Origin of the sequence: Pseudomonas oryzicola (assembly GCF_014269185.2) — a bacterium.
In the GTDB taxonomy this organism is placed as follows: domain Bacteria; phylum Pseudomonadota; class Gammaproteobacteria; order Pseudomonadales; family Pseudomonadaceae; genus Aquipseudomonas; species Aquipseudomonas oryzicola.
Genome location: NZ_JABWRZ020000001.1, coordinates 2773478 through 2791093 on the forward strand (window position 1 = coordinate 2773478; position 17616 = coordinate 2791093).

Consider the following 17616-nt stretch of genomic DNA (forward strand, 5'->3'; position numbering starts at 1 on the left):
CCATCCATCAGAACAACAAAGAGATCCTGACCATGGCACTGACCCGCGAACAGATGGCGCAACGCGTCGCCCGTGAATTGAAAGACGGCTACTACGTCAACCTGGGTATCGGCATTCCGACCCTGGTGGCCAACTATGTACCCGCCGACATGGATGTGATGCTGCAATCGGAAAACGGCCTGCTCGGCATGGGCGAATTCCCCACCGAAAGCACCCTGGATGCCGACATGATCAACGCCGGCAAGCAGACCGTCACTGCCCGGCGTGGCGCCTCGATCTTCGACTCGGCGCAATCGTTCGCCATGATCCGTGGCGGCCACGTCGACCTGACCGTGCTCGGTGCGTTCGAGGTGGACGTGCACGGCAACATCGCCTCGTGGATGATCCCGGGCAAGCTGGTGAAGGGCATGGGCGGCGCCATGGACCTGGTGGCCGGCGCCGAGAATATCATCGTCACCATGACCCATGCTTCCAAGGACGGCGAGTCCAAGCTGCTGCCGCAGTGCAGCTTGCCGCTGACCGGTGCCGGCTGCATCCGCAAGGTACTCACCGACCTGGCCTACCTGGAAATCGAAGACGGCGCCTTCATCCTGCGTGAAACTGCGCCCGGGGTGAGCGTTGAAGAAATCATCGAGAAGACCGCCGGCAAGCTGATCGTGCCGGATGACGTGAAGGAAATGACCTTCTAATCATTCGCCGCAAAGCGCCCCCGTAGGAACGCCCTTTTGCGACAGAAGGCCGTTCCTACGGGTTTTTTGCGTTGCTCATGTATCCAAAAAAACCAATAAAAGGAATTGAACCGTGGCCGCTGAAATCCAAGACAGCCGCTCCGCCCGCTTTGCCTTGCGCTGCTCCAACTGGGCCGAACGCTGGTTTCCTGACTCCTGGGTATTCGCTGCCCTGGCGGTGATGCTGGTGGGCATCGGCGCCCTGGCCATGGGCGCCAAGCCGACCGACACCGCCAAGGCGTTTGGCGATGGTTTCTGGAGCCTGATCCCGTTCACCATGCAAATGGCCTTTGTGGTCATCGGTGGCTACGTGGTGGCCAGTTCGCCGCCCGCCGCACGGCTGATCGACCGCCTGGCGCGCATTCCCGGCAATGGCCGCTCGGCGGTGTGCTGGGTGGCGCTGATCTCGATGCTGGCATCGTTGCTCAACTGGGGCCTGTCGCTGGTGTTCGGTGGCCTGCTGGTGCGCGCCCTGGCGCGGCGTACCGAACTGCAGATGGATTACCGCGCCGCCGGTGCCGCTGCCTATCTGGGCCTGGGCGCCGTCTGGGCGCTGGGCCTGTCGTCTTCGGCCGCGCAGCTGCAGGCCAACCCGGCCAGCCTGCCACCGTCGATCCTGTCCATTACCGGGGTGATTCCGTTCACCGAAACCATCTTCCTCTGGCAGTCCGGGGTGATGCTGGCCGCGTTGGTAGTGGTCTCGCTGGTGATCGCCTACGCCACGGCACCTGGCCCGAACAGCGCGCGCAGCGCCCAGGACTGCGGGGTCGACCCCAGCTTCAGTGCGCCACCGGCGCCCCAGCGCACCCGCCCGGGCGAGTGGCTGGAGCACAGCCCGATCCTGATCCTGTTGCTGGTGGCGCTGGCTGCCGGCTGGCTGTACCAGGAGTTCGCCACCAAGCCGGCGATTACCGCGATTTCCGGGCTGAACACCTACAACCTGCTGTTCATCATGCTCGGTGCCTTGTTGCACTGGCGCCCGCGCAGCTTCCTCGATGCAGTGGCCCGTGCGGTCCCGACCACCACCGGGGTGCTGATCCAGTTCCCGCTGTATGGTTCGATCGCCGCCATCCTCACCCAGGTGAAGGGGGTGGATGAACAGACCCTGGCCCATCACATTTCCTTGTTCTTCACCCAGATCGCCACGCATGACACCTACGCCGTACTGATGGGGGTGTATTCGGCGGTGCTGGGCTTCTTCATCCCCTCGGGGGGTGGCAAGTGGATCATCGAGGCCCCATACGTGATGCTGGTGGCCAACGATCTGCAGTACCACCTGGGTTGGGCGGTGCAGATCTACAATGCCGCCGAAGCCCTGCCGAACCTGATCAATCCGTTCTACATGCTGCCACTGCTGGGGGTGCTGGGGCTCAAGGCGCGTGACCTGATCGGTTTCTCGTTCGTGCAGTTGCTGGTGCATGTGCCGCTGGTGCTGGTGCTGCTGTGGGCCTTGGGTACCACGCTGCAGTATGTACCGCCAGTCATGCCATGAAAGCCGCGGGCTGCCTGGCAGCCCGCCGCCGCAAAGCGCCCCTGCACAGTTTGCCTGACGACATTTTGACGAATCGGTTGGGCAGCTATTGAATTTTATTATTGTGTCGGATCATTGACGCACTGCCATTGTGCTCATAAGCTCAATTCAACAGCGGACAACTCCTGCAACACCACGGCAATAACTTATTGATCTTCCTCTTAAAAGGAGGGGCGTATGCGCACGGCTCTGATAATCAAGTCGATGTCTTTGCTGGCGCTGTTAAGTGGCGCGGCGCGCGCAGCGGATTTATATATCAACCAGAACAGTGTCATGTCTGTGTCAACCGCAGGTTGGCTGTTTGCCTTTGCTGTCGTTGGTTTTGTAGCGGTCGCCAACAGAAGGAAGATCTGAGCTCGCTGCGGCCGACAGGGTTGCCCCCTGGATGCCGCGTGCCATTCCCTTCCTTGTCAATTTGCCAAGCGTTGCTATATTGCCAGTAGCCCTTGAAGGTCCACGGTTGCCGGCAACGCAGCCCAGGCTGCACAGCGTCAAGGTAAAGGCCTCCAGGAAGGTGAGGCGGTCGCGGCGAGTATATGCCGCAATGCGGAGCGAGAGTTGGTGGGCTGTTCTCATTCAGTGCTCTTCGTCGGGCCTTTTGGCCGGAGGGACCCTCATGGTGCGTTCAATGTTTGCCGCGTTCTGTCTGTTGATGCTGGGGGCCGGTGCCAGCAATGCCGAACCGAACAGTACCTACCTGCTAAGCCCCGGCGATGTGGTGATGGTCTCGGTGTGGCAGGAAGACAGCCTGCGTCAGGAAGCCACGGTGCTGCCCGATGGCAGTATTACCTTTCCCCTTGCCGGGCGTATCGAAGTTGCCGGGCTGGATGTAACGGCGGTTGAAAAACAAGTGGCCGCCAAACTCGAAAAATTCCTTCCTGACCCGAACGTCAGCGTGGTCGTCAAGAGCATCGCCGGTAACCTGGTCTATGTTCAGGGCAAAGTGATCAAGCCCGGGGCAGTACAGATGGCCGGCCCTACTGCAGTGCTGCAGGCCCTGAGCATGTCGGGTGGCCTGGACAAGTTTGCCGATGAAAGCGAAATCAAAGTAGTGCGCGGCACCGGCGCTTCCCAAAAAATCCTGCCTGTGCGATATAAAGACCTGGTGTCGGGCAGGGATATGTCCACCAACATCCAACTTCAGGCTGGCGATACGCTGGTCGTTCCTTGATCTTGCCTTTAATAAGAACACTTGATGCCTCTTCTTAGAACAACTCGCATTGCAACGGCAATCTTGGTCTTGCCATTCACGGACGCCGCCCTGGCGGCAAATTGGCAGTCAACGGTGGTAGTACCAACCTCCGTCGAATACGACAGCAACCCCTTGCTGCTGTCGTCGGATGAAAAGGGCATAACGCGCACGATCATCGCGCCCGATTACACCCTGATCGGCACTTTCGACCGTGATGAACTGCGCTTGGGGCTGGGCATGCATGTGATGCGTTCGTCCGACACGGCAGTGGTGGACAACCGTGAGGACCCGGATGTGAGCCTGGGCTGGCAACGCCAGACCGAACGTGGGCGTTTTGGCCTGCTGGCACGCTACAACGAGAGTTCGACGCTGTCGGGGACAGTGCTGGATACCGGTGTGGTCACCACCGATGGCACGCAGAAGCTCTATACCTTGACCGGCAACTGGAGCCAGGCAGTCACCGAACGCAGCACGTTGAGCAACGAAACCACCTACAACCGTGCCCGTTATGACATCAGTACGCTGACCGGTTACGACGAACTGGCCAACGTGTTCACCTGGACCTACGCCTGGAGCGAGCGGGCTGATGTGTACAGCCGCTTTGACGTCCGCCGTTACGAGCCCGAGCAGGACCAGACGGCGACGGCTTCGAACAGTTACAGCCCGGCGATAGGCGTCAAGTATCAGTTGTCCGAACGCCTCAGCGCTGATGTGTACGCAGGTGCCACTGAAGTTTCCGGTAACGAAGGTGGTGGGCGTGGCGAGGGCGGTGTGGCGCTGCTGTACACCGGGGCGCGTGCCCTTGCCAGTTTCACCGCCGAGCGTAGCACGGTGGCCAGCGCCGAAGGCGGCTTCGCCCAGCTGGACCAGGTGCGTGGTGTATGGAGCTACGCTGTCAGCGAGCTGACCCGGGTGGGTGCGGACGCCGCCTGGCAAGACAGCCAAGGGCAGACACCCAATACCCTGCAAACCTACAGCGTGTGGGCCAGCCGCCAGTTTTCGCCGTACTGGGACCTGCGCCTGTCGTTGATGTACAAGGAACGGCAGCAGGATCGCGAAGCCGATGCGAGCGCTACGATCGTGGGCTTGACGTTGACGTACAGGTACCCCGACATCTGAACTTCAGGCAGGTGGCCCGATGAAGTCTGACTACGAACTGTCCCTCAGAGATTACATCGCCATTATCAAGGACCGTGCCCTGATATTGGGGGTGAGCATCGTAGTCATTCTGGCGGCGACCGTCGCGGTCGCCGTCATGGTGCCGCCGATCTACCAGTCGGCCGGCACCATCCTGGTGGAGTCGCAGCAGATTTCACCCGAGCTGGTCTCGACCAACAACACCAGCTTTGCCGATGAGCGCATCGAGGTGATTCGCCAGCGGGTGATGACCCGCGAGAACCTGATGCGCATCATCGACAAGTACAACCTGTTCGCCGACGAGCGTTTCAGCGAAAGCGACAGGATCGACCAGATGCGCAGTGCCATCGTGGTGCAGAGCCTTACCACCTATGTGCGCGGGCGAGGTGAAGCGACCGTGGCGTTCAATGTGTCGTTCGAGCACAGGCAACCGCAAGTGACCAAGCAAGTTGCTGACGAACTGGTCACGCTGTTCCTCAACGAGAACCTCAAGCAACGTACCGAGCGAGCCAACGAAACCACCGAGTTCCTGACCCAGGAAGCGAACAAGCTGGGGGCCGAATTGGCCAGCCTGGAGAACCAGCTGGCGGATTTCAAGCAGGCCCATGCCAATGCCTTGCCCGAGCACCAGACCCTGCGCATGAACATGCTGTCGCGCTCGGAGCTGGAATTCCGTGAAGTCGACCGCGATTACAAGGCAGCCCAGGAAGAGCTGCGTTACCTGGAGCTGGAGTTGTCCGCGGCCAATGCCGGGCTGGCCACCAAGGTTGGCGAAGGCCCGCGGGCGCCCGCTGCCGACGAGGCCCTGGACCTGCCAGGCCTGAAAGCCGAATATGCCCGGCTGCTGAGCCGCTACAAGGAAGCCCACCCCGATGTGGTGGCGGTCAAGCGCAAGATCCAGGCACTCGAAGCCAGCGGCAACTCAACGGCTGCGGTTTCCACCGGCAACCTCGATGCCGCGCGTGTGCGCGCCAAGATCAGCGCGGCACAGGAACGCATCGCTTCGCTGGCCGAGCAGAAACGCGAACTGACCAGGAAGATGGAAGGCTACGAGGCCGAAATTCTCGAGGCGCCGCAGGTCGAGCGCGGCCTGGTGACCTTGATGCGCGACCATGACAACGCGCGCAAGAAGTACGAGGAAATTCGTGCCAAGGAAATGGGCGCGAAGATCACCGAGAGCCTTGAGCAGGAAAACAAGGCCGAGCGCTTTGTGCTGCTGGAGCCACCGCTGCTGCCCGAGAAGCCGATCAAGCCCAACCGCAAGAAGATCGCCGCCCTGGGCCTGGTGCTGGCACCGGCAGGTGGTGGTGCGCTGGTGATGCTGCTGGAGATGTTCAACCAGCGTATTCGCGGCGTTGGCGCCCTGGAAAACCTGTTGGGCAAACGCGTGCTGGTGGCGCTGCCGTACATCGATACCAAGGCCGACGTGGCCCGACGCAAGCGTTGGCGCAACTGGCTGTTGCTGGCGGCGCTGGTACTGGTGGCTATCCTGATGGTGCTGGTGCACGTGTTCTACCTGCCACTGGATGTGCTGTTGTTCAAAGTCATGTCTCGGTTTGCATAAGGAAAGCAGCGATGGACGGGACCAAGCCGGCTGTTGGCCACACGCTTCACCCGGTGACCCCGGGAACCCCTCAGGCATTGTCTCCAGCCCCCGGCACGGCGCTGAGGGAGGTGCCTGGCGAGTTCGATTACGTAAACACCAAGGTGGTGCCACTGCGCGCGGAGCACCTGGAGCGCCACCGCATCGTGGCGTACAACAAGAACTCCAACATGAACGGGCCGATCGACCTGCTGCGCACGCAAGTGCTCAGGGCCATGGACGAGAATGGCTGGCGTACCCTGGCCATCACCTCGCCAACGCCTGAAGCGGGCAAGACGGTGCTGGCCATCAACCTGGCCATGAGTATCGCCCACCACACCACCAGGACTGCGTTGCTGGTGGACTTCGACCTGCGTCGGCCCAAGGTCGGCAGCAGCCTGGGCCTGCCCATGGAGCAATCATTGAACGAGTTCCTGAGCGACCAGGCCGAGTTGCAGGATTGCCTGGTCAACCCGACCCTGCCGCGGTTCGTGGTGCTGCCGACACGGGTACCGGTGCCGATGTCTACCGAAATGCTGTCGTCGCCCAAGGTGAGCAACCTGATCAGCGACCTGCGCAACCGCTATGAGTCGCGCATCTGCATTTTCGATTTGCCACCGTTGCTCAGCTCTGACGATGCGATTACCGTCATACCCAAGTTCGACTGTGTGTTGCTGGTGGTGGCCAACGGCATGAACAACAGGAAGGAAATCGAGGACTGCCTGCACCACCTGGCCAGGGTGAACCTGGTCGGAACGGTGTTGAACAAGGCCGATGAGCAACCGCGAACCTATTATTGAGGCATTTGCCTGCCAGCCCACGGGGGCGCAGCGCGCGCCCTAGCGCTGGCGCTTCAGCCACGGATACTGCAACTCCCACTGCCACGCATGCCGCACGATCTGTTCCAGCTCGGCAAATTGCGGGCGCCAGCCCAGCACACGCATGGCCTTGCCAGCATCCGCCACCAGTCGCGGCGGGTCACCCGCGCGGCGCGGGGCATCGAGGCTGCGTATCTGTCGCCCGGTCACTACCCCGGCGGTATCGATAACCTGCTGCACCGAGAAGCCCAGCCCATTGCCCAGGTTGAACGCGGTGCGTTCTCCGCCAGCCAACAGATAATCCACCGCCAGCGCATGGGCCGTCGCCAGGTCGGCCACATGCACGTAGTCGCGTATGCAGGTGCCATCCGGCGTGTCGTAATCACGGCCAAACACCGTGATCGCCTCACGCCTTCCCGAAGCGGCCTGCAGGATCAGCGGGATCAGGTGGGTTTCCGGGTCATGGCATTCCCCCAACTGGCCTTGCGGGTCAGCGCCGGCGGCGTTGAAATAGCGCAGGCAGACCGACTTCAGGCCGTAGGCGCGATCGAAATCCTCGAGAATCTGTTCGACCATCCATTTGCTCAGCCCATACGGGTTGATCGGCCCCTTGGCATGCGCTTCGTCGATCGGTACATACTGCGGGTTACCATAAACGGCAGCGCTGGAAGAAAACACCAGGTACCGAATGCCGGCATTGACCATGGCCTGCAGCAGGGCAAGGGTCGCCGCGACATTGTTCTGGTAGTACTTGCCGGGCACGCTGACCGACTCGCCCACCTGGATGTACGAGGCAAAGTGGAACACGGCATCGAAGCGGCAAACGGCGAACAGCACATCCAGGGCGGGTTCGTCGGCGATGTCCAGTTTCGCCCACTGCACACCGGGGCCAGGTGAGACCAGGTCGGCCACTACCACCTCATGGCCAGTACCGAGCAGGTGCTTGACCATGTGCGAGCCAATGTAGCCTGCGCCACCGACAACCAGAAACTTCATCCAAGCCTCCTGGACTCTGCTGTTGTTCAGCCGCAGTGAATCATCCCTGGTCAAGACCGGGCGGGCGCTTCAGCTACAGGTCTGTTTGAGGGTAGATGGCCATATGCCCTATTTCAAGAACAGCCAATTGGACATGTATTGGCCATCGAAGGTGATGCGGTAATGCCCATCCTGGTACGCCACGGGCAAGGCTTTCAGCTGTGCCGCTGCCTCTCGGGCGTACAGTTTCAGGCCAGCGGGCGCCTTGATGCTCAAGGTGCCTGCAAGCGGCTCGACGTTGAACGGTGTGTTGGCATCGGCCCTGGGCACGGCCCGGGTGCCCAGCGACACCAGCAGTTCGCGCGACTGGCCCAGAGGGCGGCCGTCCAGGCTTTGCACCACGACGCTGGCATAGGGTGTCTGTGCCTGCACCTGGATGGCGCCGAGGCTGATCGAGCGGCCACCCAGCCAACCGGTGGCGGCTTGCGTCAGCGCGGTATCGATGGTGTAGAGGCCTTGTTGCCAGTTGCGTCTGAGTTCGCCCGTGTCGGTAACCGCTTCGCTGGCATTGGCCGCCAGCAAGGCTTGCCCCGGATCCTTCAGCACCTGCGCATCGGCCGGGATGGTGGCGGGTTTCAGCCAGGGTAGTTCCGGTGTTTGCGGCAGGGCGATCTGCAACTGGCCCTTTTCCATGGCCGTGCGCAGCAGCGCTGAATTGCGCGGGGTGATCTCCTGGCCGTACAGCATGCCAGGCGTCGGCGCGAACACGTAACGGGTCGTGGCCGGATGCACGTCCGCACGGCGGTAGAGCAGGGCGGCAGCGGGCAGGGTGGCGAGCATCGCCGGGTCGTTGTAAGCGTGCCAGTTGTCCGCCGTGCGCCAGCCCGGATTGAAGGCTTGCTGGCTGTAGGCATACTGCAGCATCGCGTCCCAGCCCTGGTGGCTGGCGGTAGCGGCCACATACAACGGCAACGAATGGCGGTCGGGCAGCGGGAAGGGCTCGGCATTCCATTCGCTGACGGTCATCGGCTTGCCGACCACCTGGGCGGCGGCGAGCCAGTCGATCATGCCGTCGCTGCTCAGTGGGTTCTTCTCCAGCTGGCCATTGGCGCCGTAGCTGTGGGCATCGATCACATCGCCTGTGGTCAGCGCCGGCAGCGCACTCAAACCATTGCCGCCCCAGGTGCTGGTGGTGGCGATCGGTACCTTCACGCCGAGATGGCGCAGGTACGCAATCATCTCGGTATTGAAGCGCTGCTCCAGGTCGTTGAGGAACAACTTCGACGGACCATGCTCCCAGGCACGCCAGGCAAGGTCGCCCGGCAGGTCATGCTGGCGGGCGAACGCCTTGGCTGCCTCCATGTAGCGTGCGCTGTGGCGGGGCACGTCCTTGTCTGGCAGCAAGGCGTTGCCGTAATGCTGGGTAAGGTCGTCCTCGTTGGTGATCAGCACGGCTGCAATGGCCGGGTCGTCCTTGTAGGCCAGGCCGGTGTACCGGTTAACATGGCCCAGGTACTGTTCGGCGAAGCGCTTCATGGCCTGCTGGATGCTGCGGTTCACATAGACATAACCCTTCAGGTCGACGTGGTCCTGGCCCTTGGCGATCTCCTTGAAGTCGTCAATGTCGTCGTTGGCGGTGAGCGCCCGCTGTACGTGCAGGTCCAGCCACACATAGATGCCTTCGTCCTTGAGCGCCTTGATCCATACATCGAGCTTGCGCAGCGACTCGGCATCGAGTTGGCGAGTATCGCGCACCAAGGTAACGTCGCCGAACACGTTCGGGCTGACCCACGGCGAGTCGTGATGGTGCAGGCGCACCAGGTTGAAGCCAAGGGCTGACAGGCGCTTGGCCTGGAGGCGGATTTTTTCGTCCGGGCTTTTGAACAATGAATAGGCGGACAGGTTGGTACCCCAGAAGCGCGCCGGGGTGTTGTCCTCGAACATCAGCTGTTCGCCGACGGCCTTGACGAAGCCGCGCTTGCCGGCGGGCTTTTCCGTGACGTTGAGGAACGACAGGTCCACCGGCGAGGTACGCCAGTCCAGCTGGTCATCCGGCCAGCGGGTGGGGTCGGCCAGGCCGAAGCGTTCACTGGGCGTAGGCCCCAGCTCGATGTCGCCGGTGATGTTCAGTAGCGCCTTGATCTGCTGCTGGCCGGCGTTGATCGGGTCGCTGTAGAGAAACGCTCGCAATTCGGACGGGTTGCCGCGTTCGAAATACACCTTGGCCAGCGGCGGGTCGAAGCGCATCTCGATACCTCGGCCCTGCTCAGCCTTGCCCCAGGACCAGCCACGGTTGCCGGGCAGCAACTGCGGCGCGCCCATGTCCCCGGCGATTTGCCCGGGGTCGAACTGGAACACCATGCCGCCTCCCATCACCCCGGCCTGGCGGCTGTGAGCGTCAAGGTCGAAAACCCAGCTCAGGGTTTGCGCCTGCTCCTTGCGAATGTCCGCCGTCAGGTCGAAATCCAGCGCCTTGTTGTTGCCTTGCAGCGTGTAGTGGTAAGGGCCATTGACCTTGACCGCGGTGTCGAAACCGGTCCAGCTCCAGTTGGCCGCCCAGAAGTCGAACCTGGCTTTCATCACCGGCCCGCCGCCGAGGGTCACCATGGGCAGGCCATCCTGTTCATCGATACTGACTTGCCACGCCGATGCCCACCCGGCGCATGGCAGCAAGGCCAAGCCGGCCAGGACCGAAACGCGCAGGGTGTGCAGGGCTGAGCGGCGCAGCAAGAGCAGGTTCATAGGCATTACCCGGTTTGAAGGCTCGTGTTGGCCAGCTCGCTGACCTGGCTGTCGTGAAGCCGGCGCACCATCTGGCTGTAGCCCACGCCCAGCCCGGCGATCGTCCAGTACACCACCGGGATGAAGGTGATGCTGCTGACGGTGAAGATGATCACCAGGATGCCGACCAGCGTCGCCAGCAATGCCCGGCCGAGCTGGCGACGCTCATCGTCCTTGTCGGGGAAGCTGCGCATGGCCTTGCGGATGCCGAGCAGCACGCTGGCGAAGAACGCCAGGAACAGGCCGAGCCCGACCAGCCCGACCCGCAACGCCACATTGATGTAGGTGTTGACGATGTCGATGATGCCTTCACCCTGGATCATTGATTGCATTTCCGGGGTATTGCGGAAATCGAACGAACCGAACAGCGGGTTGCGCTGGATGACGATCCACGCATTGTCCATCAACCGCTCGCGGTAGGTGATGTTCTCCTTGTCCACGTTGCCGATGTAGGGCAGCAGGTCCAGTACCTTGTCGCCACCGGGTATGACGGTCAACAGCGGCAAGGCCAGCATGCCGGCCGCAGCCAGCAGTGCCAGGCGCCTGACCGCGCCTTTGCCCAGGGCGACGAACATCACCACGATGACCATGGCCCCGATCCACGGGCCGCGCGACAGCGGTGCGAACAGCCCGGCGGCCAACAGCAGGGCCCCCATCAGACGCTGCCAGGGGCGGCGCACGTAACCCTGGACGAACAGGAACAGGCCAATCGCCACGCTCATCACATAGCCCAGGACAATGGCCTGCCCGGTGGTGACACTGGCGCGTAGCGAACCACCGCGGTCCAGGTAGCCGGACATGCTCCATGGCACGCCCATGGCGTCGACCAGGGCGCTGTACAGCAGCCAGTGGCGCACGTACTCGGCAACACCGATCAGGGCCAGCAGGAAGGCTGCGAGCACGAAGGCCAGCAGGGTGTCCTTGAAATCGCTGATCTGGCGCAGGCCACGGCTGGCCACGTAATACGGCAGGAGCACGTCGATATACAGGTACAACGTCTGGCGCAGGGTGTCGGTCAGGGTGGTTTCGCGCAGGTACAGCATGCTCATCAGCAGCAGCGCCGCCGCCAGTAGCCTGTCGGGCCAGATGCGGCCGAAGCGCAGGGTGTCGCCTTGGCGGCGCAGGGCCAGTGCTGCCGGCAACAGCACGCACACGGTCAGCAGGCGGATATGGTTGAGGTCGACCAGGTAATTGACCAGGCCGAATCCCGGCAACTGTAGCGAAGCCGGCGGGATCAGGAACAGCAGCAGGTAGAACAGCGCCATGGGGTTGTGCTCGCGGCGCCCGGCGATGTACAGGATGACCGCGCCTGCGCCCAGGTACAGCCAGAAACTGTGCGAGAAGAAGGCCAGCAGGGTCAGCAGGAACCACAGGTTGCGCCTGCGCTTGAAGTCGCGCAGCGGGATCAGGTCGCTGGCAGGCCGCCGGGCCAGCAGGAAGACCACGCTAGCCAGGAACAGGATGACGATCAACGCACGCAAATGTTCAGGCATTGGCTATGTGCACCTTTCCCTCGGTGGGCAACGGCTAGCATCGTGGCTAATTGAAACTATAGTGACTTTTTAGTCAGTCAGAGATTGAAGTCATGCCGTCGATTGATGTGTCAGCCGCCGCGAGCCTGCGCAAGCGGGCCCTCAAGGCCGGGTCGTGGAACCTGGTCTCGCAGGTGGCGTCACAAGCGATGCGCCTTGGCGGCAACCTGCTCATGGCCCGCCTGCTGGTGCCGGAAATGTTCGGGGTGATGGTCATTGCCAACACCATTTCGGTACTCCTGCACCTGTTGTCCGACGTCGGCCTGCGGCAGAACATCGTGCAGAGCCAGCGCGGCGACGACCCGCATTTTCTCAATACCGCCTGGACGGTGCAGATCATCCGCGGCTTCGTGCTGTTCATCCTGACCCTGCTGCTGGCCCTGGGGGCCTGGCTTGCCCAGCACGCCGAGTTGTGGCCGGCAGACTCCACCTATGCCGAACCCGTATTGCCGATGGTGCTGGCGGCCACTGGGCTGTCGGCAGTGATCTGGGGCTTTCAGTCCACCAAGATAGACGTGGCTGTACGCACTTTCCAACAGAAGCGCGTGGCACTGGTCGACCTGGCCTCGCAGGTGGTCGGCCTGGTGGTGATGCTGGTACTGGGTTACCTGACCCACTCGGTCTGGGCGCTGGTCATCGCCGGCCTGGTGTCGGCCCTGGCCTGGACCCTGCTCGGCCATACCGCCCTCGAGGGGCCGCGCAACCGCCTGCAGTGGGACCGCAGTGCGTTGAACGAACTGATCGTGTTTGGCCGCTGGATCCTGTTGTCGTCGATGGTTGGCGTGCTGGCCATGTACGGGGACCGCATCTGGTTCGGAGCCAGCATGACGACAGCGCAACTGGGGGTCTATTCGATAGCCGTACTCATCCTGGGGGCCGTACAGACCGCACTGATGAAAATTTTCGGGGCGGTGGCGCTACCCGCCTTCAGCGAAGCAGCCCGAGCCGACGACAAGGAGCGCCTGAAGGCGTTGTATCACCGCTTCCGCCTGCTGGTCGACCTGCTGGTGTTGTTCATCTGTGGGGGGTTCCTCACTGCCAGCCCGTTGCTGATCGGCTGGCTGTACGACGACCGCTACCGTGAAGCTGGCCCGATGCTGGCGATTCTTTCGCTGTCGTTCCTGACATTGCGCTATACCTTGGCACACCAGGTGTGGATTGCCCTGGGCCTGACCAAGTATCAAGCCATCGACAACATCATCCGCCTGGTCTCGCTGTGGGGGCTGCTGCCGTTGTTGCTGACGCTTGGCGGAGCGGAGTGGGCGATCTGGGGGGTGGCCCTGCACACCCTGCCGACGCTGGTGCTGATCGTGTACGTGAATTGCAAGCTGGATATCTTCAGCCTCAAACGTGAGCTGATGGTGCTGCCGATGCTACTGCTCGGGGCGCTTTGCGGGGCGCTGCTGACAGCCTTTTTCAATTGGCTGTGATGCAGCTTGCCGAGAGAGACTTTCAAGGGCACAGGCCACCGGACCATGGGCAAGTTTACTTTCTGTGCTGCGCAGTTGGGGCGCAGGAGCTTTATCCAGAGTTGTGTCTTGCTGGGCGTCGGCGGGGCAGTGTTCGGTACTGCAACGGCCATTGCCAGCGAACGTGGCGCCAAGCGCGGGCACGTGTTGATCAATGGCTGGGTGTTGCCGTCCCGTTACTTCCGGAACGAGCAGGCATGATCAACGATTACCAACTGCAGAAGACCCTGCGCGACAATTATGACGTCTGCATCATCGGCGCCGGCCCGGCCGGCATCACCCTGGCGCTGCGCCTGGCCGCCGCTGGCTGGCGGGTGCTGCTTGCCGAAGGTGGCGGGCGCGAGTACTCATCACTCTCGCAAGACTTGTATGCCTGCAAGTCCACCGGCCTGGAACTGTATGCCAAGGAGTCCCGCCTGCGTTACCTGGGTGGCACATCGAACCACTGGGCTGGCCGTTGCCGGCCGTTCACTGCTTCGGATTTCGCCCTCCCTCCCATCGGCGGCTTGCCTGGTTGGCCGATTCCCTATTCGGAAATTGCCGGCTACCTGCCTGCCGCCATGGAAATCGTCGACTTGCCGCCTGGGTCGGACTTCGAGGCAATCAACAGCGGGCTCGGTGGCGACGAGTTCGAGCCAGACCGCTTTCTGCTCAGCCCGCCAACGCGGTTTGCGCAGAAATACGCCACCGCCCTGGAGCAGACCGAAGGCCTGGACGTGTTCATCAACTGCAACTGCGTGGACCTGGAGTTCGACGAGGCCACCGGCAACCTGGCCGCAGTGGTTCTGTCCGATTACCAGCGCAATCGCCAGCGCCTGGTGGCGAGAACCTTCGTGCTGGCCACCGGCGGCATCGAGAATGCCAGGCAACTGCTCAACAGCGAATCGTTGCTGAGGGCGGGTATCGTGAGCAAGGACGGGTTGGTCGGGAGCTGTTTCATGGAGCACCTGAACATCGACCTTGGCAGCTTCATCCTCAAGTCGGGGCTCGCTCCTGCACCGCGCGAGTACTTCACCACCGATGCCTTCATTGACGAATACAAGGCCGGCAAGGGCAATGTCAGGGCTGCCTTGCTGGCCGAAGTACAGACCTACGGGCGCACCGCCGAGGTCAAGCACTTTCTGGAGAACCTGGCCTGCGACATGGGTGTCGCCAGCAAGATCGCCTTCGTGGCCCGGTTCAGTTGCCCCGGCGACGGTCTCATCAGCACCCTGATCGAACAGTTCCCCAACCTGTATAGCCGTATTTCGCTGCTGGATGAGAAGGACGCACTCGGTGTGGCCAAGGTCAACGTCAATTGGGCCCTGAGTGCTGATGACCGCCACACCATCAAGTGCATTGGCAGTGAGCTGGCCAAGCAGTGGGCCGACATGGACCTGGGGTTCATCAAGCTCAATGATTATGTCTATGACACTTCGATACCGTTGAGGTTGTCACCCCATGCCCACCACATGGGGACTACGCGCATGGCGTCCTCTGCCCAAACCGGTGTCGTCGACAGCAACTGCAAGGTATTCGGTATTGGCAACCTCTACATCGCCGGCAGCAGCATCTTTGCTACCGGCGGGGCCTCCAATCCGACCCTGCCGTTGTTGCAATTTGCCCTGCGCCTGGCCGACCACCTCGATGCCAGGATGAGCGCGGCCAGGGATGCGCTGGGGTGATAAATGTTGTGAACGGGTTGAGTGCGTTGCGGTCAGCACCTACAAGAACGAGACCGAATGCGCCTCAGGAACAGTCCAGATTGCTTTGATTGCGAGGCTGGCAGCATGAAAGGATGGATACGCAAGGCAGTGGCGCAGTATGTTCATGCAACCGGGCGTGGCAGCTCGTTCTACCGCAGGTTCTGCAGGCCCACGGCACTCGAGTGGGGCGCGTACCTCAGCCGCTGGGGCAACTTTCATTCGGTGGGCAGCCACTTCCACGCCAACCCAGGCAGCAAGTTTCTCGACCCTTCATTGGTGCGTATCGGCAACAGTGTGGGCCTGGCCGACTGCACACTGATCGGTCATGACGGGGTGGTATTGCTGATCGAGCACCGCTTCGGCAAACACCTGGACTCGGTCGGCTATATCGACATCAGGGACAACTGCTTCATCGGCCATGGCGCGATCATCATGCCCCGCGTGACCATCGGGCCAGAGTCGATCGTCGCGGCAGGCGCGGTAGTGACCAAGGACGTGCCACCAGGCACGGTATTCGGTGGCAACCCGGCAGAATTCATCTGCACCACCGAGGAGTTGATCAAACGGGTCGAGGCACGTTGCGAAGCCTACCCGTGGATCGACCTGGTCAAGCAGCGCAACGGCGCCTATGACCCCGAGCTGGAGCCGCTGCTGATGGCGCAAAGGCGCCAGTACTTCTTTGGGGACGGCAGCAATGGCTAGCAAACCGGTCGATGTCCTGGTGGTCAATTTCAACACCGCCGGGCTGCTGCAGCCGATGTTCGATGCACTGCGCCGGGCCGACAGCGAACGGCTGGCCAACTACCTGGTGGTGGACAACGCCTCGGTGGATGACTCGCTGCAGCGCATGGCCGAGGTGTGCCCGCAGGCGCTGCTGCTGAGCAACAAGCACAACGTGGGTTTCGGCCGGGCCAACAACCAGTTGCTGGCGCACCTGCAGGGCAAATACGCCTTGCTGCTGAACACCGACGCTTTCGTGGCTGCCGATGCCCTGCAGAAAACCCTCGATTACATGGAGGCGCACCCGGATTGCGGCGTGCTGGGTGTGCGCCTGGAGGGCCGCGACGGCGATCTGCAGCCGAGCTGCCGCTACTTTCCGACACCGCTCAATGTGTTTGCCGGGCGCACCGGGCTGGGGCGTTTCTTGCCGGGCCTGAAGATGGTCGATGACATGGACTGGGACCACGCGTCAGTGCGCGAATGCGACTGGCTGCCGGGTTGCTTCTACCTGGTGCGCCGCGAAGTGCTCGACCAGGTAGGCCTGTTCGACCCGCGCTACTTTCTCTATTACGAAGAGGTCGACCACTGCAAGCGGGTGAAGGCGGCGGGCTGGAAGGTGGTGTTCTACCCGCATACCACAGTGGTGCACATCGGCGGGGAGAGTTCACGCTCGGTAGCCGAACTGGAGGCAGCCAGCCGACAGATTTCGGCGTATCAGATCGAAAGCGAGCTGCTGTACTTTCGCAAGCATCACGGCTTGGCGGGGCTTGCCCTGCACATGCTGCTGGTGACCCTCGGCGATCTGGTGCTGGCACTCAAGGCGCTGTTGAAACGACGCGGCTGGGGCGCTATACGCGCCTGCTGGCGTCACTGCCGGACGACCTGGTCACTGTTGTTCAAGACCCGGTACGCCAGCCAAGCGACAAGGTAGGTGGAGCCATGTTCGAGAATATACGTGCCGACCTGCGGGCCCATGGTGGCGACTGGGGTGCCCAGGGCTTCTGGGTATTGCTGGTGTACCGCTTCGGCCGCTGGCGCTATGGCGTGCGCCCGGCATTGCTGCGCAAGCTGTTTTCGCTGCTGTACAAGGTGTTGTTCAAATGCGTGCAGATCATCACCGGCGTGGAGTTACCGTGCGAAGTGGTGATCGGCCGCAACTTCGTCATCGACCATTTTGGCGGCATCGTGATCAGCGGCTATGCCCGGTTTGGCGATGACTGTCGTATTCGCAACGGCGTGGTGGTGGGCCTGAAGAACGTCAGCGAGCCGATTGCACCGGTGTTCGGCAACAACGTCGATATCGGCAGCGGGGCCAAGGTGCTGGGCAGCATCCGCATTGGCAACAACGTGGTGATTGGTGCCAATGCCGTGGTGCTGGTGGATGTGCCGGACAACTCGCTGGCGGTGGGGGTGCCGGCGACCATCAAGGCCCGGCAAGCGGCCAGTACGGTGCCGGTCGAGTGAAA

The 17616-nt window shown here is 62.1% G+C and carries 16 protein-coding genes; 13 read left to right on the forward strand and 3 right to left on the reverse strand.

Annotated elements, in window-relative coordinates; all coding sequences use genetic code 11:
* Positions 1–32: 32 nt before the first annotated feature.
* From HU760_RS12840 to HU760_RS12870, 7 genes are all read left to right on the forward strand, one after another.
* Entirely contained in the window at positions 33–689 is a 657-nt protein-coding gene (locus HU760_RS12840; protein ID WP_186674200.1) for a CoA transferase subunit B, read from the forward strand.
* Positions 690–801: 112 nt separating this feature from the next.
* On the forward strand, positions 802–2220 hold the full coding sequence (locus tag HU760_RS12845) for a short-chain fatty acid transporter (protein WP_186674199.1): 1419 nt from the start codon (positions 802–804) through the stop codon (positions 2218–2220).
* A 216-nt stretch (positions 2221–2436) separates the two neighbouring features.
* The gene (gene eppA / locus HU760_RS12850; RefSeq protein WP_186674198.1) at positions 2437–2613 is read left to right on the forward strand and encodes an EPS-associated small membrane protein EppA; all 177 of its coding nucleotides are present in this window, start codon (positions 2437–2439) and stop codon (positions 2611–2613) included.
* 262 nt (positions 2614–2875) lie between these two features.
* On the forward strand, positions 2876–3430 hold the full coding sequence (locus HU760_RS12855; protein WP_186674467.1) for a polysaccharide biosynthesis/export family protein: 555 nt from the start codon (positions 2876–2878) through the stop codon (positions 3428–3430).
* 24 nt (positions 3431–3454) lie between these two features.
* The gene (locus tag HU760_RS12860) at positions 3455–4570 is read left to right on the forward strand and encodes a hypothetical protein (RefSeq protein WP_186674197.1); all 1116 of its coding nucleotides are present in this window, start codon (positions 3455–3457) and stop codon (positions 4568–4570) included.
* Between the two features lie 19 nt (positions 4571–4589).
* Positions 4590–6152: a GumC family protein gene (locus HU760_RS12865; RefSeq protein ID WP_186674196.1), complete on the forward strand. Its 1563-nt coding sequence runs from the start codon at positions 4590–4592 to the stop codon at positions 6150–6152.
* A gap of 11 nt (positions 6153–6163) precedes the next feature.
* Entirely contained in the window at positions 6164–6970 is an 807-nt protein-coding gene (locus tag HU760_RS12870; RefSeq protein ID WP_186674195.1) for a CpsD/CapB family tyrosine-protein kinase, read from the forward strand.
* 39 nt (positions 6971–7009) lie between these two features.
* Here the strand turns inward: HU760_RS12870 and galE are convergent, their stop codons facing one another.
* From galE to HU760_RS12885, 3 genes are all read right to left on the reverse strand, one after another.
* The gene (gene galE / locus HU760_RS12875; RefSeq protein ID WP_186674194.1) at positions 7010–7984 is read right to left on the reverse strand and encodes a UDP-glucose 4-epimerase GalE; all 975 of its coding nucleotides are present in this window, start codon (positions 7982–7984) and stop codon (positions 7010–7012) included.
* A gap of 108 nt (positions 7985–8092) precedes the next feature.
* On the reverse strand, positions 8093–10705 hold the full coding sequence (locus HU760_RS12880; protein WP_186674193.1) for a cellulase family glycosylhydrolase: 2613 nt from the start codon (positions 10703–10705) through the stop codon (positions 8093–8095).
* A 5-nt stretch (positions 10706–10710) separates the two neighbouring features.
* On the reverse strand, positions 10711–12237 hold the full coding sequence (locus HU760_RS12885) for an O-antigen ligase family protein (RefSeq protein WP_186674192.1): 1527 nt from the start codon (positions 12235–12237) through the stop codon (positions 10711–10713).
* A 92-nt stretch (positions 12238–12329) separates the two neighbouring features.
* Between HU760_RS12885 and HU760_RS12890 the strand changes: the two genes are divergently transcribed.
* The 6 genes from HU760_RS12890 to HU760_RS12915 all read left to right on the forward strand — a co-directional run bounded on the left by HU760_RS12890 (position 12330) and on the right by HU760_RS12915 (position 17614).
* Positions 12330–13706 carry an oligosaccharide flippase family protein gene (locus HU760_RS12890; protein ID WP_186674191.1) on the forward strand — a complete coding sequence of 459 codons (1377 nt, stop codon included), beginning with the start codon at positions 12330–12332 and terminating at the stop codon, positions 13704–13706.
* 45 nt (positions 13707–13751) lie between these two features.
* A complete protein-coding gene (locus HU760_RS12895) occupies positions 13752–13946 on the forward strand; it encodes a hypothetical protein (protein ID WP_186674190.1) in 195 nt (64 codons plus the stop codon).
* Positions 13943–15409 (forward strand): FAD-dependent oxidoreductase, encoded by a 1467-nt coding sequence (locus HU760_RS12900; RefSeq protein WP_186674189.1) that lies wholly within the window; start codon positions 13943–13945, stop codon positions 15407–15409. The genes HU760_RS12895 and HU760_RS12900 overlap by 4 nt, the downstream gene beginning before the upstream one ends.
* 105 nt (positions 15410–15514) lie before the next feature.
* Positions 15515–16132, forward strand: a complete 618-nt coding sequence (locus HU760_RS12905; RefSeq protein ID WP_186674188.1) for an acyltransferase — start codon at positions 15515–15517, stop codon at positions 16130–16132.
* Complete coding sequence (locus tag HU760_RS12910; protein ID WP_186674187.1) at positions 16125–17081, forward strand: glycosyltransferase family 2 protein; 957 nt, start codon at positions 16125–16127, stop codon at positions 17079–17081. Before HU760_RS12905 ends, HU760_RS12910 begins: the two co-directional genes overlap by 8 nt.
* 8 nt (positions 17082–17089) lie before the next feature.
* Positions 17090–17614: a serine O-acetyltransferase gene (locus tag HU760_RS12915; RefSeq protein ID WP_186674186.1), complete on the forward strand. Its 525-nt coding sequence runs from the start codon at positions 17090–17092 to the stop codon at positions 17612–17614.
* The last annotated feature ends 2 nt before the right edge of the window (positions 17615–17616 follow it).